18 protein-coding genes are annotated in these 21134 nt (G+C 41.0%); 3 read left to right on the forward strand and 15 right to left on the reverse strand.

Annotation, left to right across the window (positions count from 1 at the left end; genetic code table 11):
- Positions 1-10: 10 nt before the first annotated feature.
- The 9 genes from AC570H_RS15080 to AC570H_RS15120 form a co-directional block, all read right to left on the reverse strand.
- Positions 11-1138, reverse strand: coding sequence for an ATP-binding protein (locus tag AC570H_RS15080; protein ID WP_497356245.1), 1128 nt, complete (start codon positions 1136-1138; stop codon positions 11-13).
- 203 nt (positions 1139-1341) lie between these two features.
- Entirely contained in the window at positions 1342-2235 is an 894-nt protein-coding gene (gene atpG, locus AC570H_RS15085; RefSeq protein ID WP_497356247.1) for an ATP synthase F1 subunit gamma, read from the reverse strand.
- A 78-nt stretch (positions 2236-2313) separates the two neighbouring features.
- Positions 2314-3888, reverse strand: a complete 1575-nt coding sequence (gene atpA, locus AC570H_RS15090) for a F0F1 ATP synthase subunit alpha (protein ID WP_497356249.1) — start codon at positions 3886-3888, stop codon at positions 2314-2316.
- A gap of 92 nt (positions 3889-3980) precedes the next feature.
- Positions 3981-4526, reverse strand: coding sequence for an ATP synthase F1 subunit delta (gene atpH / locus AC570H_RS15095; protein WP_497356251.1), 546 nt, complete (start codon positions 4524-4526; stop codon positions 3981-3983).
- A gap of 110 nt (positions 4527-4636) precedes the next feature.
- Complete coding sequence (locus AC570H_RS15100; RefSeq protein WP_497356253.1) at positions 4637-5131, reverse strand: F0F1 ATP synthase subunit B; 495 nt, start codon at positions 5129-5131, stop codon at positions 4637-4639.
- Positions 5132-5219: 88 nt separating this feature from the next.
- Positions 5220-5420, reverse strand: coding sequence for an ATP synthase F0 subunit C (atpE, locus tag AC570H_RS15105; RefSeq protein WP_136876209.1), 201 nt, complete (start codon positions 5418-5420; stop codon positions 5220-5222).
- Between the two features lie 39 nt (positions 5421-5459).
- Entirely contained in the window at positions 5460-6593 is a 1134-nt protein-coding gene (gene atpB / locus AC570H_RS15110; protein WP_497356255.1) for a F0F1 ATP synthase subunit A, read from the reverse strand.
- 17 nt (positions 6594-6610) lie between these two features.
- A complete protein-coding gene (locus AC570H_RS15115) occupies positions 6611-6997 on the reverse strand; it encodes a hypothetical protein (RefSeq protein WP_497356257.1) in 387 nt (128 codons plus the stop codon).
- 394 nt (positions 6998-7391) lie between these two features.
- Positions 7392-7619, reverse strand: coding sequence for an AtpZ/AtpI family protein (locus tag AC570H_RS15120; protein ID WP_497356259.1), 228 nt, complete (start codon positions 7617-7619; stop codon positions 7392-7394).
- A 136-nt stretch (positions 7620-7755) separates the two neighbouring features.
- Between AC570H_RS15120 and porW the strand changes: the two genes are divergently transcribed.
- Positions 7756-10533, forward strand: a complete 2778-nt coding sequence (gene porW / locus AC570H_RS15125; protein ID WP_497356261.1) for a type IX secretion system periplasmic lipoprotein PorW/SprE — start codon at positions 7756-7758, stop codon at positions 10531-10533.
- Between the two features lie 99 nt (positions 10534-10632).
- Entirely contained in the window at positions 10633-12855 is a 2223-nt protein-coding gene (locus AC570H_RS15130; protein ID WP_497356263.1) for a transglycosylase domain-containing protein, read from the forward strand.
- A 49-nt stretch (positions 12856-12904) separates the two neighbouring features.
- On the opposite strand, the gene AC570H_RS15135 is transcribed toward AC570H_RS15130, so the two are convergent.
- Positions 12905-13177: a hypothetical protein gene (locus AC570H_RS15135; protein ID WP_497356265.1), complete on the reverse strand. Its 273-nt coding sequence runs from the start codon at positions 13175-13177 to the stop codon at positions 12905-12907.
- Positions 13178-13446: 269 nt separating this feature from the next.
- Between AC570H_RS15135 and uvrC the strand changes: the two genes are divergently transcribed.
- A complete protein-coding gene (gene uvrC, locus AC570H_RS15140) occupies positions 13447-15246 on the forward strand; it encodes an excinuclease ABC subunit UvrC (protein ID WP_497356267.1) in 1800 nt (599 codons plus the stop codon).
- 149 nt (positions 15247-15395) lie between these two features.
- Here uvrC and porN read toward each other — a convergent pair whose 3' ends face one another.
- From porN to AC570H_RS15165, 5 genes are all read right to left on the reverse strand, one after another.
- Positions 15396-16319, reverse strand: a complete 924-nt coding sequence (gene porN, locus AC570H_RS15145) for a type IX secretion system ring subunit PorN/GldN (protein ID WP_497356269.1) — start codon at positions 16317-16319, stop codon at positions 15396-15398.
- Positions 16320-16325: 6 nt separating this feature from the next.
- A complete protein-coding gene (gene porM / locus AC570H_RS15150; RefSeq protein ID WP_497356271.1) occupies positions 16326-17858 on the reverse strand; it encodes a type IX secretion system motor protein PorM/GldM in 1533 nt (510 codons plus the stop codon).
- A 40-nt stretch (positions 17859-17898) separates the two neighbouring features.
- The gene (gene porL / locus AC570H_RS15155; RefSeq protein ID WP_497356273.1) at positions 17899-18705 is read right to left on the reverse strand and encodes a type IX secretion system motor protein PorL/GldL; all 807 of its coding nucleotides are present in this window, start codon (positions 18703-18705) and stop codon (positions 17899-17901) included.
- Between the two features lie 38 nt (positions 18706-18743).
- The gene (gene porK / locus AC570H_RS15160; protein WP_497356275.1) at positions 18744-20078 is read right to left on the reverse strand and encodes a T9SS ring complex lipoprotein PorK/GldK; all 1335 of its coding nucleotides are present in this window, start codon (positions 20076-20078) and stop codon (positions 18744-18746) included.
- A gap of 275 nt (positions 20079-20353) precedes the next feature.
- Positions 20354-21124 carry a uroporphyrinogen-III synthase gene (locus AC570H_RS15165; protein WP_497356277.1) on the reverse strand — a complete coding sequence of 257 codons (771 nt, stop codon included), beginning with the start codon at positions 21122-21124 and terminating at the stop codon, positions 20354-20356.
- Positions 21125-21134: the final 10 nt, after the last annotated feature.

Genomic DNA, 21134 nt, shown 5'->3' on the forward strand with positions numbered 1-21134 from the left:
ATTCATTTTATTAATCGCTAAGAAAACTGTGTCTTTCTGACGGAGACAAAATTAACATTTCTGCATGAGGATATGCCTTGGTAAATGTCAAAGGAATTTTTGCTTTGCTTTGTTCTTTCCATTTGAATTCCACAGCCAATAACTTTTTGTTCCTTTGCTCCACATAATCTATCTCCTGTTGTTGTGTTGTCCTCCAAAAAAACTGCTCTGCATCAAGCTGATGCTGTTGTAGGTATTTTCTTCGTTCTGCGATCATATAATTTTCGAATAAAGCACCTACATCATTTCTGTTAGCTAAAGGATTAAAATTCCTGGTAATCGCATTGACTATTCCGGTATCATAAAAATAGACTTTCTTGTTCTTTTTGATCTCGTTACGAACATTTCCAGAAAATGATGATAAGGTGAATACAACAAATGCTTTTTCGAGCAAGCCTATATATTTTTCTACAGTTTTATAATCGGCCTTAATTAATTGCCCTAATTCAGAAAAATTAACTTCGCTTCCAATCTGCAATGCCAATGCCTTTACAATTTTTTCGAACAGCAAAGGTCTTTTAACATCCTCCAAAGCAAACAAATCTTTATAAAGGTAGCTGTCTGCTAATAATTTCAGATGCTCTTCTGCATTGATGGGATCATTTATAATTTCTGGATAAGAACCATAAATCAATCTTTGTTCAAGGCTACGTTCTTCGGTTAAAAAATCTGTATGTTCTATCAATTCTGTATAAGAAAAAGGCAACAGCATCATTTCGTACTTTCTTCCTGTTAAGGGCTCGTTAATTTTACCAGAAAGCTCAAAAGCCGATGAGCCAGTTGCAATGACCTGAATGTTTTTAAACTGATCTACAATTATTTTGATTAATAAGCCTACTTCATTTATTCTTTGGGCTTCATCAATAAAAAGAACTTCATAATCGGCCAATAAAAGCTTCAATTGAGCTACATTGGGTTTGACTAAACTATCGCGAACGTCTGCATCATCGCCATTAAGATGGAGCGTCTTTCTATTAACTTTTGCCAACAGTTGTTCTACGAACGTTGTTTTACCTGTTTGTCTTGGTCCAAATATGATAAATGCTTTGCCTTTAAACAATCTTTCTAAGGCATAGTTTAATTGTTCTCTGATAATCATAACAGTAAATTATTACATAAAAGTATAATAATTTTGGAATACAATCCATAATAAATATAATAATTTTGGATTATAATCCATAATAAATATAATAATTATGGATTTCAGACATTAATACCAACAAAAAACCCTCACCAAATTGATGAGGGTTTAATATTTTAAGCAACAGTACTGTAAACTGAGAACTGCAAACTCTAAGCTGATTAGCCGTTCAACGCAGCTGCGCCACTTACGATCTCGGTCAGCTCGGTTGTGATGGCTGCTTGACGGGCTTGGTTGTAAGCCAATTTCAGGCTCTTCAACAAGTCGCCGGCATTTTCTGTAGCCTTGTCCATCGAAGTCATACGTGCACCATGCTCTGAAGCATGAGAATCAAGCACAGCTTTGTACAATTGGATCTTAATTGATTTAGGGATCAGCTGTGATACGATTTCGTCTTGGCTTGGCTCTAAGATATAATCTACATTGGTTGTAACGCCTTTTGTAGCTTGTGGAGTAGCTTCTTCTGTTTTAGCTAAAGGCAATAACTGCTCAGTAGTTAAAATTTGTACGGCCGCGTTTCTGAAACGGTTGTAAACCACTTCTACCCTATCGAATTCGCCTTTTTCAAAACCAGCCATAATGGCTTCGGTAATTTTGGTTACATTTTCGAAAGTAAGGTTCGAGTATACGTCATTATTGTTGCCAATAATGTTGTAGTTACGTTTCTCGTAGAAATCCTGTGTTTTTTTACCGATGGCAACAATGCTTACATTACCTTTTTTCAATTGCTCGCTATATTTCTCGGCAATTAAATTATTGGTGGTCTTAATTACATTCATGTTAAATGCACCTGCCAAACCACGGTTTGATGATACAGCTACAATTAACACTTTGTTAGGCTCGCGCTCTTGGATAAAAGGTGAGGAAGTTCCTTCTAAACTGGCCGAAAGGTTTCCTAAGATCTCTTTCAGTTTGGTAGCGTACGGACGTAATTGTATAATAGCATTGGTAGCACGTTTCAACTTTGCCGCAGATACCATTTTCATTGCTTTGGTAATCTGTTGCGTTGATTGTACCGACGATATACGATTTCTTACTTCTTTTAAATTGGCCATTCTTGTTTTAGTATCGAGAAACAAGTATCAAGTATCGAGATAAAATCTTGATACCTGATACTCGCTACTTGTATCTAATTAATATTTACTTGAAATCTCTTTTGCAACTGTATCTAATACACCAGTAATTTCATCATCAAATTTACCAGCTTTTAAAGCTTTTAAGGTATCAGGATGACGCAATTCTAATGACTGAAGATATTCAGCTTCAAATTCTTTTACTTTATTTACCGGTACAGAACGCATTAGGTTTTTAGTACCTACATAGATGATGGCAACTTGTTTCTCAACTGTTAGTGGAGAGAACTGTGCTTGTTTCAACATCTCTACGTTACGTGCACCTTTATCTAATACCGATTTGGTAGCTGCATCTAAGTCTGAACCGAATTTAGAGAAAGCCTCTAGCTCGCGGTATTGTGCCTGGTCTAATTTTAAGGTACCAGCTACTTTTTTCATCGACTTGATTTGCGCGTTACCACCCACACGTGATACCGAGATACCTACGTTGATAGCCGGACGGATACCTGAGTTGAACAAGTTCGACTCCAAGAAGATCTGGCCATCGGTAATTGAAATTACGTTGGTTGGGATATAGGCGGAAACGTCACCAGCTTGGGTTTCGATAATTGGCAAAGCGGTTAATGAACCACCACCTTTAACGATACCTTTCAATGAATCTGGCAAATCGTTCATTGCTTGTGCGATCTCGTCGTTGGCATTGATCTTTGCAGCTCTTTCCAACAAACGGCTGTGTAGGTAGAAAACGTCGCCTGGATAAGCTTCACGGCCCGGTGGACGACGCAATAACAAAGATACCTCACGGTAAGCTACAGCTTGTTTAGACAAATCATCATAAACAATTAAAGCTGGTCTACCTGTATCGCGGAAGAACTCGCCAATAGCTGCACCAGCAAATGGAGAGTAGAACTGCAATGGAGCAGGCTCAGCTGCAGAAGCCGAAACTACTACAGTGTAAGGCATTGCACCGTTTTCTTCTAAGGTACGAACGATATTAGCTACGGTACTTGCTTTTTGTCCACAAGCTACGTAGATACAGAATACAGGATTACCTGCTTCGTAAAATTCTTTTTGATTGATAATGGTATCGATACAAACAGCAGTTTTACCAATCTGACGATCGCCGATTACCAACTCACGCTGGCCACGACCGATTGGAATCATTCCGTCGATAGCTTTGATACCTGTTTGTAAAGGCTCGTTTACTGGCTGACGATAGATTACACCTGGTGCTTTACGCTCCAAAGGCATCTCATAAGTTTCGCCCAAAATTGGTCCTTTACCGTCGATAGGCTCGCCAAGCGTGTTTACTACACGACCCAACATACCTTCACCAACTTTAATAGAGGCAATTTTTTTAGTACGTTTAATGGTATCACCTTCTTTGATCTCGTCTGATGGGCCTAACAATACCACACCTACGTTATCTTCTTCAAGGTTTAAAACAATACCTTGCAAACCGTTGGCAAACTCAACTAACTCGCCACTTTGAACTTTAGTTAGTCCGTAAACACGGGCAATACCATCACCCACTTGTAATACGGTACCCACTTCTTCAAGCTCAGCTTCTGATTTGAAGCCTGACAATTGTTGTCTGATAATTGCCGAAACTTCGTCTGGTCTTACCTCTACCATAATTTTATTTTTGATTTCTTTTTCTAATGTAAATCTTGTACTGTGTTTATTTTGTTTACCGATCTCTCATCGGCTCTATTTTCAAGGCTTGCTTAGGCTACACCTTGTGCAAATTCTTTCTTCAGTTTTTTCAAACCGCTGGCAATGCTCGCATCAAATTGCTTATCGCCTACTTTTAAGATAAAGCCACCAATTAGTTTCTCTTCAACTTTCTCTTTGATGATTACTTCGTTGGCACCCAGTTCTTTCTTAACCAAGCTCACAATCTCTGCCTTATTCGCATTGGTTAATGCAGTTGCAGTGGTTACTTCTGCAGTCACGATACCTTTCAATGCCTGATATTGGCTGATGAACTGCTTTGAAGCATCGAACAAAATTCCTGAACGGCCTTTGCTCACCACCAGCTTAAAAAAGTGCTCGGTAATTGGATTTACTTTACCTGCAAAAAGCTGACTTAAAATTCCTGCTTTTTTATCCAATGGAATAATCGGATTTTTCAAGATGGCTTCTAGTTCGCTATTGCTATCTACAACTTCCTCAAATAGCACCATATCATTTTTCAACGCTTCTAAGGCATTTTGCTCAATAGAAAGGTCGATTAATGATTTCGCGTATCTGGCTGCTGCTTTACTTGACATATATTTCTAGTTGTAAGTTGTAAGTGGTAAGTGGTAAGTTGTAAGCCGTTGATTAGAAAATCTCAAAACTCAAACTCAATACTTAAAACTTATAACGTAATACTTATAACTTAATTTAACTCAACATCTTTTAACAGGCTGTTTACCAAGTCCTGTTGTTTAGCTTTATCATCTAACTGGCTACGCAATACACGCTCTGCGATATCCAAAGACAAAGCAGATACTTGGCCTTTCAATTCTGCCAAAGCTGCCTTTTTCTGATTTTCAATCTCGATACGGGCTTTTTCGATCAGTTTTGCACCTTCGGTTTGTGCCTGGGTTTTAGCTTCGTTAACGATATTGTCTTTTAAAGTTTTGGCTTCTTTCAAGATCTGATCGCGTTCCGAACGTGCCTGTTTCATCAACTCTTCGTTTTGAGAAGTTAAACGGGCCATTTCTTGTTTGGCCAATTCAGCTTTGTTCAAAGCATCGTCAATAGACTGCTCACGTTCTTTAATAGCGCTCAATACTGGTTTCCAGGCAAACTTGGCCAAGATGAGAAGCAAAAGCAAAAATGCTATCGTTTGAAAAACAACTAAACCAACTTCAGGTAGTAATAAATCCATTTCTGTATATATTTTATTATATCTTTCTTATTTCGTTTTTATAATAAATGTTTTGCAGAACAATCTTCTGCAAAACATTTAAGGTGAGTTACACTAATGCAACTACTACCGCGAACAAAGCAACCGCCTCAACGAAGGCAGCAGCGATCAACATCGCAGTTTGAATTTTTGAGGCAGCTTCTGGTTGACGAGCAATACCGTCCATAGCAGAACCACCAATACGACCGATACCTAGACCAGCGCCAATCGCAGCTAATCCTGCACCTACTGCAGCAATACTTCCTGTAATCATGATTTTATATATTAATTGTTTTTAAAATTATGCTAATTAATGGTGTTCTTCTATCGCCATGCCAATAAACAAGGCTGATAGGATGGTAAATATAAAGGCTTGGATAAATGCTACCATCAGCTCGATTGCACCAATGAACATGGCGAAAGGAATTGAAGCGGCAGAAACCCATAAACTGTTGAATACGAAAATCAAACAGATCAGCGACAATACCAAGATGTGACCTGCGGTAATGTTCGCAAACAAACGGATCATTAAGGCGATTGGCTTTGTCAATACACCGATCAGCTCTAATGGAATTAAAAAGATCTTAATTGGAACTGGCACGTTAGGCATCCAGAAAATATGTTGCCAATAATGCTTGTTACCGTTAAAAATGGTAAGCAACAAGGTAAACACAGCCAAAACCATAGTTACCGCAATGTTACCTGTTAAGTTTGCACCACCTGGCAGGAAAGGCACTAAGCCCAACATGTTATTGAACCAGATAAAGAAGAAAACGGTTAACAAGTACGGCATGAAACGCTCGTATTTATGGCCCAAGTTTGGCTTGGCAATATCGTCTCTTACAAAAAGAATAACTGGTTCTAACCAAGAAGCCAAGCCTTTCGGCGATTTGCCTTGGCGTTTTTTATAGTTTCTTGCTACACTTAAGAATACGATCAACATAATAATGATCGAAAGAAACAAGGTGCAAGTATTTTTAGTAATCGAGAAATCCAAAGGACGTGCGTTTTTAGCATGATGCTCGGCATTTAGCTCAATGAATTGGCCATGCTCGTTAGCAACATCAGAAGCGAAATAGATTTTGTCGTGCATTTTAACAAAACGCTGGCCGTCTTTTTCAACTACTGTTTTGGCATCATCATCATCGTCAAACTCGCTATTGTTAAAAGTAACCACTTTGCCATTGGCATACAAAATTATCGGAAGGCCTACATAAGTATCACCAATTACGTGCCAGCTATGCGAGTCGGCTACGTGGTGCAAAGCAAATTTACCTATATTAAATTTTTCTTTTTCGGCAGGGATTTCATGTGATTTTTCTGCTGCATGCGCAGTATCGGCCTGAGCTTTTACAGCAACAGACGACAACAAAAACGCCGAAAAAAGCGCAAAAACAACAATTAACCTCTTAAACTTGAATTCAAAAACGTGGCTACAATCCATTTACTCGCAGATTTTTACTATTTATTTTGGTGGCGCAAGTTACGTAACAAACAGTATATTTCAAAGAAGGTAAACAATAAATATAAAGAAAAAAAATTGAGGGCAAACACAATGCTTTTTTCCTTATTGTTCAGGCTGTAAATCAGCACAAAAGCCATAGAAAACAACATCTTTATTGCAATAGAACCCATAATGGCCATAATGCCACTTTCGGGGTTGCGTTTGATGCCCAAAAATGCTACGATATAGGCGATAAAAGTAAGTCCAGCCAAAAAGCCAAATACGAGCCAAAATTTATGGATCAATACCTGAACGCCCGGAAATGCATGAGGAAGCGCAATGGCTATCCCTGCCAACACCGCCGTGTAGATAATATAATATAAAGTAAAACGTTGTATGCCCAAATCTGTATTTTTTTACAAAGGTATAAAAGAAAGTCCTAAGTCGAGAGTCCCTAGTCGATTGTTAATGGAAAATGGAAGAGGTAAAATGGAAGATGGAAGTTTGGCGTTTATTTATAGGTAAGATGGATTAGGGTTTTCTATCTACAACAACAAACTTGTCATCCAGAACGAAGTGAAGGATCTATCCTCGAGCCAGTTTCCTCCTTGCGCTCGGAATGACAAAAGTGTTGAGATGATGGCTTGATGTGATGAACTAATTACCAGTTTACAGTTAACAATCATAGCAATGAGCAATTCACAGTTCTCAATTAACAACACAAAAACTGCAACAATGACCAATCAGTCAATCTCCAGTTTACAGTTAATAATATACCATGACTAATCAGCTAATGAACTATTTATCCTTAGTAACCGAACGCACCACTTGATAAAGGGAAAACACAACCCCCACAAGACCCAGCAAAGCCATAAAAATCGGCTTCTTGCCGGTACGGCGCTGGTCTATCTGGTAACCAATAAATGCAAACAGGCCAATGGTGGCCAGCATCTGAAAGGCAATGCCGGTATACTTGGCAAAATTGCGCGCTTTGTTTCCTTTAGGGCTGTTTTCTAGATCTTCCATGTTTAGACACAATAAAATTATACTAAATATGAAGAATATATTGCCGAATAAAATATTTTTGCATACATATTATTATATTGCCATTAACACTCACAACCATAAATCCTTGAACAACCACGCAAAATTGAGTATAAAGATGATCATGCTTGGCCTAAGCATCGTTTTTCTTTATAGTTGCTCAACGCAAAAGGACAACGCTGCCAACAGGAGCCTGCAAAATCTTTCTGCCCGCTATAATTACATTTACAATTCTAACGTCTTGTTAGATACCTATCAGGAAGACCTGGCGCAAACTTATAAGGATAACTATGACGACTTTCTGAGCGTTTACATCGCTCCAGAGCCGATCGATTACCTTAGCGGCACTTCGAATGCTTCAGGCGATACCAAGGCATTGGACGAAATCATCCAAAAGGCCCAGACCATTATCAGCGAAAAAAGCCTGAGCAACTATATAGATGAGGCCTACATGCTTTTGGGCAAGGCTAATTTCTATAAGGGCAATTTTTTCATCGCAACCGAATATTTTGATTATACGGCCAAGGCTTATAGAAAAGACAAAAACACCCATCTTGCCGCCTTAAACTGGAAGGCCCGAAGCCTGATGCAACTGAACAGCAACATCCAGGCCCGCGAAGTACTTGATACCGTTTTGTTGGACCTCGATTCGGCGAAACGCAACAAAGCCGAGGCTTTGGCTACTTTGGCCCAAATGAGCATTAAGCAACACGATTATAAAAAAGCGATTGGCTATCTGGAACATGCCATCAAAGAAAGCAACCACATGCAGGCCCGCACCCGATGGCCCTATATTTTGGCGCAATTGTACGAGCATGACAAACAATTCGAATCGAGCTTGCGCAATTACACCAAGGTAGAAAACAGCAATTCGCCGTTTGAGATGTATTTTAATGCCAAGTTGAGCAAAATCCGTATCAACGATGTTTTGAACGATCAGAGCTCAGACCGCAAAACCGCATTGCTCAAACTCTTGAAAGACGATAAGAATTTCGACTATACCGATCAGATCTATTATGAAGTGGCCGAAGATTACATGGGCGACAAGAACTATGACAAAGCCACCGAATATTATAAGCTTTCAGCCCAAAAAAGCAGCCGAAACAACTACCAAAAAGGCTTATCGTACCTTAAGCTGGCCGATCTTAACTTTAAAAACCTGAGCAATTATGTAAATGCCAAGCTTTACTATGACAGCGCTTTAAGCGTATTGCCAAAGAACTACCCAAATTACGAATCAATTCTCAAAAAGGGGCAAAATCTCGAATACCTTACCCAACGCTATCAACTCATTGCTGAACAGGACACCCTCCAGGCTTTGGCGCGTTTGCCACAGGAAGCCCGTGACAAGAAGCTCAATGAAATGTTCGAGCCTAAAAAGGAAGTTGCAAACGCAGCAACAGGCAAGGCGAACGACTTTGGAACCTATCGTCCAGATCAGCCTAATGCGCGTCAACAAAGTGGTGGCACTTTTTATTTTAGCAACTCAAACGCCGTTAGCAAGGGCTTTACCGACTTTAAAAGACGTTGGGGTAACCGTATTTTAGAAGACAACTGGAGACAGAGCGTCAAATCATCGCAACAGGTTACACAGCAAAACCAAACCGCGGCCATTGGCAACAACGCTCCTACTACAGACAGCGCAAAAAATGCCCCTGTTTTAGATAAGGCGGCACGTATTAAAGAATATACTGCGTTATTGCCACTTACCCCAGAACTGTTGCGCAAATCGGACCAGCAGATTATAGATGCCTATTTTGAAATTGCAGGCTTTTATCAGCAGGTGATCGAAGACCAGGCCGAGGCCATCAAAGTATACGAACAGCTATTGGCCCGCTATCCGCAAAACAACCATCGCGATGCGGCTTATTATAGTTTGTACCTGGCTTACGCCGATACCGACAAGGCCAAGTCTGAAAACTACAAAAACAAGGTACTGGCCGAGTTCCCTAATTCAGTTTATGCCAAAACGATCTTGGATCCGAACTTCTCTGCAAAACAAAACGCACTTGATGCCGAAGTGAACAAGGCTTACAATGTTGTTTTTGCCAACTATGAGAAGAAAGATTTTCCAACGGTAATTACTGGCGTAGATGAAACCAATCAGCGTTTTCCGGGCAACAGCCTACAATCGCAAAACGATTACCTGAAATCAATCGCAATTGGCCGTACGCAAAATGTAGACAGTTTATTGACTGCCTTTAACGGGATCATTGCCAAGTATCCCAACGATCCGATTATTACGCCATTGGTCAAAGACCATATTGCCTATATCAACGCACATATGGATTCGTTTAAGGCCAGAAAGATCGCTTTGATTGATTTTGATCCTACCGAGCCGCGCTTTATTGCACAGCAAGAAACCAATACTGCAATAGCCCAGCAGCCCGTTAGCGAGCCGACAAAAAATCCTGTTACGCAACCAGAGCTTAAAATAACCCCTCCGGTTATCCAGCCTAAATCTCCAGACCCTAAACCTTCGGTAAAAACAGAGCCGGAAAACAAGCCTGTGGTAGCCGCCCCTGTAGTGGATGACTTTTTTAGCAAGGCCGAATCAAAAGTCTATTATTATGTAGTAGATGTGGCCGACATGACCGTAAGCGTAAGTTCTTCACGTTTTGGCATTGGCCAATTTAACCGGGCCAATTATGTAGGCGACGGTTTAAAACATCAGCTATTAGAGCTGGAGGAAGACCAATTGATTTATGTTGGCAGCTTTGAAAGCCTAGAAGATGTAAAAGAATATGCCACGGGCATTACACCGTTGTTGCCTAGGATCATGAAGGTTCCAGCAAATACCTACAAAGGTTTTTTCATTAGCAAGGAAAATTTTGATAAGATTAAGAACAGAGATACGTTAAACAGATACCTTGAGTTTTTCAAGAACAACTATTAAATAAAGGTGAGAGGTTAGGAGGTGGAGGGCGGAAGGTTAGTTTTCTTAAACCTTATGCCTCAAGCCTTATATCCTACAACAACAATACCCAATAAAAGAATGAAAAAACCCCTAAGTCAAGAAGATATTAAGAAATACAACCGAAGAATTTGGAAAGTGCTGATTGGTGGCCTGGTGCTTTTTGCATTGTTTATTGTAGCCATTAGCTTTGGTATTTTCGGCGATATTCCATCTTTCAGGGCCATTGAACACCCCAAAAGCAATGAAGCTACAGAGATTTTATCTGAAGACGGAAAGATTTTGGGCACTTATTTTGTAAAAAACCGTTCTAACGTTAACTATAACCAGATTTCGCCCAATGTAATCAATGCTTTGATTGCTACGGAGGATGTGCGTTTCCGTTCGCACTCGGGCATCGATTTTAAAAGAACGTTTACCATCTTCTTGTATGCCATGGTTGGCAAAAAGCAAGGGGGCAGTACCATTACCCAACAGCTGGCCCTCAACTTGTTTTCGGAAGAAGGCAGGCAGAAAAACTACCTGAAGAGGATTATCCAAAAATTTCAGGAATGGGTAATTGCGGTTAAATTGGAGCGCAACTATACCAAGGAGGAAATCATTACCATGTACCTCAACACGGTTGATTTCGGTAACCAGGCCTACGGCATCAAATCTGCTGCAAGGGTATATTTCAATACCACACCCGATAAGCTAACCGTACCGCAAGCGGCAGTACTCGTTGGCATACAGCGAGGCATCACCCGCTACTCGCCTACCAAAAACCCAGAAAGAGCCTTAAACAGAAGAAATACGGTAATGGCGCTCATGGTAAAGGCCGATCTGCTAACCCAAGATCAGTTTGACCAAGAAAAGGACAAGGCCCTTAACCTGCACTTTACCGCGGCCACCAATAACGATGGTGTGGCGCCCTACTTCAGGGCTGTACTTAAGGCCGAGGTTAAAAAAATATTGGATGAGCGTTCGATCACCAAAAACGGTGTCCCATACGACCTGGATAGAGATGGATTAAAAATTACCACCACGCTCAACTACGATATGCAGGTGTATGCCGAACAGGCACAAAAAGAATACATGAAGCAGTTGCAGGCACAGTTTGTAGCCAGCTGGAAAGGCCGTAATCCGTTTAGAGGGATGGAACTGCAGATTGACCAGGGCATTAAACGCTCCGATCGCTATAAAGCCCTAAAACTGGAAGGCAAATCGGATGAAGAAATCAAAACCGATTTCAATACCCCTAGCAGGCTGACCATCTTTACCTGGAAAGGTAATGTAGATACCTTGATGAAGCCTATTGATTCGGTAAAATACTATAAGCTGCTGTTGAGAAACGCCATGATGTCTATGGATCCTAAAACGGGCTATATCAAAGCCTGGGTAGGTGGCATCAACTTCGAACACTTCAAATACGATCAGGTAAAAATGGGTACTCGTCAGGTAGGTTCCACAGCCAAGCCATTTACCTATGCCGTGGCTATCGAAAACGGCTATTCACCTTGCCTTACCGTGCCTAATGAGCCAGTTACTATTGAAGGTTATGGCAAACCCTATACGCCAAGAAGTTCGGGCACTATCCCTGGTCCAATTACCCTGCAAAAGGCATTGGCCTATTCGCAGAACTATATTGCCGCCTATCTGATGAAACAGGTGGGGCCAACAGCAGTTGCAACCGAGATCAAAAAAATGGGCATCACCTCTGATGTACCGGTAGTACCTTCTATTTGTTTGGGTTCTTTCGATTCATCTATTTACGACATGGTAGGTGCCTATGGCGTTTTTGCCAATAAAGGCGTGTGGACGCAACCGACCTATATTTTAAAAATTGAAGATAAAAACGGAGTAGTGCTTTATGATAGCAAACCGATTATCAAAGTAGCCATGAACGAGGAGGTTGCCTACGTAATGACCCGTATGCTGAGAGGCGTGGTAACCGGAGGAACAGGATACAGATTGATAGGCAAATATGGCGTTAATGCACCAACCGGTGGAAAAACCGGCACAACCCAAAATAACTCAGATGGTTGGTTTATGTCTATTACTCCAGATTTGGTAACCGGAGTGTGGACAGGTTGCGAAGACCGTGCCTTCCATTTCACTAGCACCAGGGATGGTGAGGGCGCCAATTCGGCCCTGCCGATTTATGCGGGCTTTATCAAAAGGGTATATGCCAATCCGAACATTAAAATAAGCAAGGCTGATTTTGAGCCTCCAAAAGGTGGGGTTTCGATCGTATTCGATTGCAACCAATACCAAGAGCAGCAAGAACAGGGAACCACGGAGCTGGACAAAAAACTAGGCTTCTAAACCAATTCATCAGCAAACCTCTTCTTACCTAAGGAGAGGTTTGTTGCTTTTAGCCCAGGCACTCCTGAAAAGGTACGCTTTCTGTTGCCTCTCCGCCTTTATCCCTCACTACGCAGCGGCATTGGCCAGTTCCCATCTCTTCGCACTTGCCCACCACGCTATCTCCGCCTGACCCATCAAACCAGCATACGGCACCAGTATTTGCACACCTTGTACCACTGGGTTCATCCTCGCTTTGTCCGCCCCTTACTTTTCTCAATTGGTTTCTATCCAGCATTGTTGCGCTTGCAAATGCCAGTCCTTTTAAGACTATTTTTTTCATAGCTCTACCATTTTATTATTTTCGGATATTAGGTTATCCGAATGCCACACAACAGGCAGTTAAAGTTAAAATTTAAATCGATATTCTTGAAAGGTTTAAACTTTATTTAATACAAACTTCAAATGCCCTAAACAATAGGTCCAAAGCTGTGGCTTATGATGTCATTGGATCATTAAAAAACAACATAACCGCAGTTTTTTAGCAAAATCCAACCTGTAAAAACTGTATGTTTGTGCCTAATTTTTATAGTTTAGCTCAGCGAAATAAAAATGAGTGCTTTCGATCATAAAATGGCATTGGCCGATATTCCGCACAAACCTGGCGTTTACCAGTATTTTGATGTAGAAGGAACGCTTATTTACATAGGCAAGGCTAAAGACCTGCGCAATCGGGTGGGCTCTTATTTTAACCAGGACAAAAGCCAGATCAACGGCAAAACAAGGGTGCTGGTTTCGAAGATCAGAAAAATAACCTTTACCATAGTTGATACGGAGATCGATGCCTGGCTCTTGGAAAACAGCCTGATCAAAAAGCATCAGCCCCGCTACAACATCATGCTCAAGGATGACAAGACCTATCCTTGGATCATCATCAAAAAAGAAGCTTTTCCACGCATTTATTGGACCCGCAAGTACATCAAAGACGGCTCCACCTATTTTGGCCCTTATGCTTCGGTGGGCATGATGCATACCATTTTAGACCTGATTAAGGAAACCTATACCCTGCGTACCTGCAACCTGCCCCTTACCCCGCAAAACATTAGCGAGGGCAAGTTTAAGGTTTGTCTCGAATACCAGATCGGGAACTGCAAGGGACCTTGCCAAAATTTCCAGAGCCAAGAAGATTATGATCATAACATCGAAGAGATCAAGGATATTTTAAATGGCAAAATCGGCAATGTAATCCGCGAGGTAAAACAAGTTATCAAAAAAGCGGTAGAAGACCTTAATTTTGAGCTTGCCCATGCCTATCAAAAGAAATTGGCGGTGCTAGAAAAATACCAGAGCAAATCTACGGTAGTAAACAGCGCCATTACCAATATTGATGTGGTGAGCATTGCATCAGATGAGCGCTATGCCTTTGTAAACTACCTGAAGGTAATGAACGGCAGCATTATCCAGACCCAAACCATCGAAATCAAAAAGCGTTTGGACGAAACGGATGAAGAACTGCTCACCATTGCCATTACAGAGTTCCGTACCAAGTTTAAAAGTACCTCGAAAGAAATCATCGTTCCCTTCTCCATTCCGTTAATAGATCCAAGTCTTAAATTTACCGTACCCAAATTGGGCGAGAAAAAGAAGCTGTTGGAACTATCGGAGAAGAACGTATTGTTCTTTAAGCGCGAAAAACTGAACCAGTACGAGAAGCTAAATCCCGACCTTAGAACAGACCGCATATTGAGCCAGATGAAACATGATCTAAGGCTCACCCAATTGCCTCAACACATCGAGTGCTTTGATAACTCGAACTTTCAGGGCAAATATCCGGTTTCGGCTATCGTTGTTTTTAAGGACGCCAAACCGAGCAAAAAAGACTATCGCCACTTTAACGTAAAAACCGTAGAGGGACCAAATGATTTTGCCACCATGGAAGAGGCCGTTTACAGGCGATATAAGCGCATGTTGGAAGAAGAACAGACTTTGCCTCAGTTGATCATCATCGATGGCGGAAAGGGCCAGTTATCGTCGGCATTGACCAGTTTAAGGAAGCTGGGTATCGACAAGAAGGTAACTGTAATCGGTATTGCGAAAAGATTGGAGGAATTATACTACCCTGGCGACAGCCTGCCCCTGTATCTCGACAAGAAATCTGAAACCCTGAAAATCATTCAGCAGCTGCGCGACGAGGCCCACCGATTTGGCATTACCTTTCACCGCAAAAAACGCGATCAGGGCACGCTCAAAACCGAACTGGAAGTTATTCCGGGAATTGGAAAAACCACTGCTGATAAACTTCTGGTTAAATTCAAATCGGTAAAAAAGATCAAAGAAGCCACACAAGAAGAATTAGAACAGGTGCTGACCAAGAAACAGATCATGGCATTGAACGAGTATTTTAAGAGTTGATATCAGTTGGCAATTCACAGTTCTCAATAGTTACAAAAAGATTACCCTGCATTCCTCCTCGCAATGACCTGCTTCTAGTCAATGAACCAATTACCTAATGACTAATGCATTAAAAGATAAAAGCCCCGATTTTCATCGAGGCTTTTATCTTAATATTCCCAGAGGCCCTGTTCAAAGTCGGCCAGTGCTTTCTTAATTTTTTCTGATTCCAACAATCGGTCTTTCGAGTTGCTGATGTAATCTTCAATTCGATTATCCGAGGCGCTAGACTGCTTTACAATATTACTGAAGAACAATCGACGGGTAAATACATCATCGAAGTTAATTCCAGAGTTATCGTTAAAATTATTGGCTACCTTTTTCTTCACCAAGATTTCGCGCAGGTCGTCAAAATAGAACCAACCTGTAGCGCTTTTTAAAGTATCGGCCCTAGCCGTATTGGTAGTTGGATCAAGTACCGGATTACCGTTGTTGTCAACCTGTGTTTTCACATCTAAACGCACCAATGCCAATCCAATAATGCGAGGTTCGAAGATACCGCGTTTGATATCCAAGATCCAGTCTTCTTTAATCCTTACGATAGGATAACTGGCTGCAAAAAACTCGTTATTGGCCCTGTTTACCTCGTTGGTTCCTGGATTAACTCCTAAAAAAGTGGTATCGGCTGCAGAATAGGTACCTGGAGCATCGCTGGCTTTTTTGCTGCTGATCGGATCTTTTTGAAAATCTTCATCGTCGTTGGCATACATATCCAATTCACCATTTTTCAGCGCATCGTAAATTACCCCAATCAAATTGATTTTAGGCGAGGCCAACACCGAATTTCCACGATCGCGAAGATCGATCTCGCGCCACACCCTTTTGGTAAAGGCTACATCTTCTTTGTTTACCACAGAGTAAGGCACTACCGTATCAGCAACGCTTTCCTCTCTGTACACATAGCCGTCTTTCTTCGGCAACTTTTTCTTAGGCTTAACCGTTTTAGTCGAGTCTACTTTTGGCGGAGGCGTTGTTTGGGCAAAGGCGAAAGCCGTTGTCAAAAGAAATAAGGTTAGAAAAAATACTCTTTTCATAATTTTTTAGTTTACGGTAAATACCATAGAATTTACTGTAGGCGTACGTCCATCAGGCAATTGTACCTGAACATTATCAATATAAACCACCGACTTGAATGGCAGATTAGCAAGCGCCGATTTTGCCTGTGCATTCAAATTATCGCCTTGGCAATAAATAATCTGTGCTTCCTGTCTTGGTTTAACTATCGTGATATTGAATTTGGTCACTCTTACTTTTACATCGAATTCGAAGTTTTCGATGGTAGCAGTTACTTCGTTTTCGCTGGCCATTTTGTTTCCAGAGATGATACCGCCCATTTTACCGGCAAATTTGGCTACCGGATTTGGTACCGGTTTTACCCTGAATACATTATTACCCAAATTAATGCTCTTGCCATCGCTGGTTCCTGTTACACCAATGGTTACATCTTTACCCACATAGCTTCCCGGTACATTGATCACGAATTTACCAGCTCCACCAGAAATTGAACCGCCTGTGATAGTCGCTTTAACGCTTTCTAACGGGAAACCTGGTGCCGAAATAGAGAACGGATTTGGAATACCTGCATAAATTACGTTCAGGTTGGTAGAAGATACCGTAGCTGATGGTTTGGCTACTTGATAGGTCATTTCTGGTGTTACATAATCTTTAACCGTACCATCAGTCTGTTTAACCCTAATGGTTCCTTTCCATTTAAATACGCCTACGCTTCCAGTACCGCCAGTATAAGTTCCTACTCCGTCTTTTACATTCAGTGAGCTTCCACCTACCGAGATTTCAGGGTTAGATTTCGAATCGCTTGCCGTTAAGAACACATCGGCTTTGTAAGGCTGTCCTTGTATAACATAGCTGCTCGAAGGAACGGCTACTGCCTTAAAATTGTCGAAAGTCATTTTGGTTTCACTCATTTGGCCAAAAATCTTTCTTACCACCTCAATCTCGGCATTTTTTAAGTCGGCCTGGATCTTGGTCAAAATGGTATTGGCTGCCGTTAAAGGCGTTCCTTCACCAAAGTTGATGTCTTCCCACTTGGTCTTTCCGTTTACAGCTTTAGCAGGATCTTTGGCTTCTAATGTAGCAGATATAGATGACCCTGGTCCTAACAAGGCAATGAGTTTTGCCCTGGTATCGTTGATTTTGGCTTTCAGCTTTTCGCCTTCTTTTTTATTGATCATCACATCTTGTGCGATGTCCATGTTATCACGAAGCATCAAGTCGCCGGTTTCAGGATTGATCCCTTCGCCTTTACTCTTAAACTCATCTTTTAAACGCTGCAGGTCCTTGTTCAGGTCATCTGCATACTCCTTTGCCTTATTGGCATTATCCCAAAGTCGTTTCGCACGCTCAGGTTTATTTTTAAGTTCCGTGTTTTCGAATGCGGTAAAAAGCTGATCTAAGCTTGCGCTTACATTGGTTTTAGAGGCATCCAAACTATCGTTAATATTCTTAAAAGCATTTAAGATTGTGTCTGAAACGTTTAAGGCAAGCATAGCCAACAATACCAAATACATGATATTGATCATCTTCTGCCTTGTCGTTTCTTTTCCTCCAGCCATGTTTAATTAGATTTAGTGATCGATTAAAATGAATGAATGATTATACACGTGGTTGGTTCATCGCGGTAAGCATGTTACCGTAGATAGCGTTCAATGAAGCCAAGTTTTTAGCTAATTTACCTACTTCATCCTTGAACTGTTTCGAATCTTCCATCGAATCGTTGAAGTTGCCCATCGTTAACGACAGGTTTTCGTAAAACTTGTTCATCGATTTTAAGTGCGCGCTTGAACCTTGCAATTCCAGTTCGTAAACCGCGTTTAAAGCCGATAGGTTTTTGGCTAAGTTGTTTACTTGTTCGTGGTAAGCTTTGGTATCTGCATTGCTGTTGCCCATTTCTACCAATTGTGCAGTAGCCTTATCAAAAGCAGTGCTCAAATTGTCGAAACTTGCAGAAGCAGTTTTTACTTTTCCAGTGAATTCGTTGGTCGCCACTACCGTATCAGCCACATTAGAAATGGTTGATACTTTATCGCTAAAGGTGCGCAGGCCATTGCCAAGGCTTTCGATTAATTCTGGACCAACTTTGGCATCTTCCAACATCTTATCTAAAGCAGCGCTTGATGAGAAACCTGAAGTAGCAACGGGTCTAACAGTTGCTTTTGGCAATTCGCCATTGTAACCTGGCGCCAATTCTGGATATACACGCTCCCAAGGCAATTCTGGTTCTGGAGGAAAAAATCCGGTTAAGAAAAACAAGAGGGCCTCAATACCCAATCCAGCTCCAATCAAATAATTAGCCATTGAACCACCCAAGTGAAGGATTTTAGCCAATGCTCCGATAATTACTATACTCGCGCCCCAGGAAATTGCAATGTGTAACCAACCTGGTTGTTTCTTTGCTGCCATAATCTTAAATAAGTTTCGTTTTAGTTTTTAGAGTTGAATTAGTTTAGTGCGTTTCCAGGGAAATCAGATACACAACGGAAGCCGATATAAGATCTCGCCTTGTCTTGGTATTCATAGGTACCAACAGAGTTCTGCAAGAAGAAGCCCATGTCTTTCCATGAACCACCCCTTACCACTTTGGCGCCCTTGGCGGTATTTACGTAGTTAGGGTTAAAATCTAGCAATAAGCTGGTAGCCGATCTGTTATAAGCAGTAATGGTCCATTCGGCTACGTTGCCTGCCATGTTGTACAAGCCATAATCGTTTGGCAAATAAGCTCTTGCATCAACAGTGTATAAGCCACCGTCGTCTGTGTAGTTACCTCTGCCCACTTTAAAGTTGGCCTGTAAACAGCCTTTGGTGTTTTTGATATAAGGACCGCCCCAAGGATATTTGGTTTGTGTTCTGCCACCACGAGCGGCATATTCAAATTCTTGTTCTGTTGGAAGCCTGTATTTCAACCTGCCGTTTGGCGGCAATTTTCTGGCCGAAGCTACATTCGAATACAAAACGGTTCTCCAGTTACAGAAGGCATTCGCCTGATCCCAATTTACGCCAACTACCGGATAACGGTCGTAAGACGGGTGATTGAAATAAGCCTCAACCATTGGATCGTTTTGCGAGTAAGAATAATCTAATTTCCAAACCATGGTATCAGGATAAACGCTGATCGAAGGATGCTCGTTTGCCTTTCCAGGTGTAGGATTGTCTGTATAAGTTTCGATGAAATCCTGTCTGCTTTTGGTAGGGTCGTTTCTGCCCGCGGCAGCCAAGTCTAGGCTCAGGTAGCTATAAGCATACCTCAATTTTCTAACGTCAATTTCATTTTTGCCAGGCAAAGCATCGTTGCCGGCATAGTACATATTTTGCAATTTGGCTTTGTATTGGCTATTTCTGCCCCATAACACGCTGCCGTTGCCTACCTTTTTCCAATCAATATTTTGCGCACCAGGAATAGTACCTGCACCATTGGCCGCTTGTGGCAAAGCCTTATAAAGGGTTGGGGCACCAGAAGTACCCAAAGAAGAAATAGCTACAGAATCGCGAACCCAGTTTACAAACTGCCTATATTCGGCGTTGGTAATCTCTGTTTGGTCCATATAAAACGCAGAAAAAGAAGTCATTCGACTCCTTGTACCATCATAAAAACTGATGTCTTCATCAGTCATACCAATCAAAGTTCTTCCTGGCGGAATAAACACCATTCCAAGTGGAATAGTCCTATTGCTGAACTTTTTATTGTATGCACCTACCAGCTCTCCTTGGTTACCTCCAGAGCAACTGGCGAGAAAGGCACAAACGATGAAAAAACTAAAAAGGTAAATTTTCCTCATAAAATCAGTTATGCGATTGTAATAATTTTAATAGCAATTTTATCGATTATCCTTGATATAAACAATATTTAACGTAAATAAATCAGGAATAATTCAAAAATAAACAAGCAATAAACAATGTGTTAACCTCACCTAATTTTATCAATGGTTTCGTTATAGGCAAATTTTTAACCTTAAGTTATTGAAATCAAATTATTTAATTACCTATACAGTACCTGTCTTTTGTGCAATAAAATTCTTAAGTCAGAGTACTAAACGACAAAAATAGTAGATTATTACTTGTTAGATTTTTTAATATAATTTTCTATTGCCATAATCATAGATGGTGCTTCAGGAGATGGAGCCGCAATATCTACAATCTGACCCGCTTCTGTTGCTGCCTTATTGGTATTAGAGCCAAAAGCCGCGATACGGGTATTGTTCTGCTTAAAATCGGGGAAATTAATGTAGAGCGATTGGATACTTGAGGGACTGAAGAAGGCAATTACATCATAAAAAACGTCGGCCAAATCAGATAGGTCACTCACTACGGTTTTGAAAAGCACAGCCGGTGTAAAATTGTAGCCGTTCTTTTGCAAAAAGTTCATGGTATCTTCCGTTGCAACGTCAGAACATGGATATAAAAATTTCTCTCCGGCATGTTTTTTCAGCACTTCGGCCAAATCGGCCGCTGTTTGCTTGCCAAAGAAAATCTTGCGTTTTCTGTATTGGATGTATTTTTGAAGATATAAAGCCGTTGATTCAGAAATACAGAAGTATTTCAGGTCTGCAGGCACTTCATACCTCATTTCTTCGCAAATCCTGAAGAAATGGTCAACCGCGTTACGGCTGGTAAACACCACCGCACTAAAATCGGCCAAGTTGATCTTATCTTTTCTAAAATCTCTTGCCGGTACGCCTTCTACATGAATAAACGACCTGAAATCAATTTTCAAGTTATACTTCTTGGCCAGATCAAAATAGGGTGATTTTTCTGTTTCGGGCTTCGGTAAAGTGATCAGAATACTTTTTACCTTGCGTAATCTTTCGTCTTTCTTTTCCTGCATTTTAAATTTT

The sequence above is a fragment of the Pedobacter sp. B4419 genome (assembly GCF_059693725.1).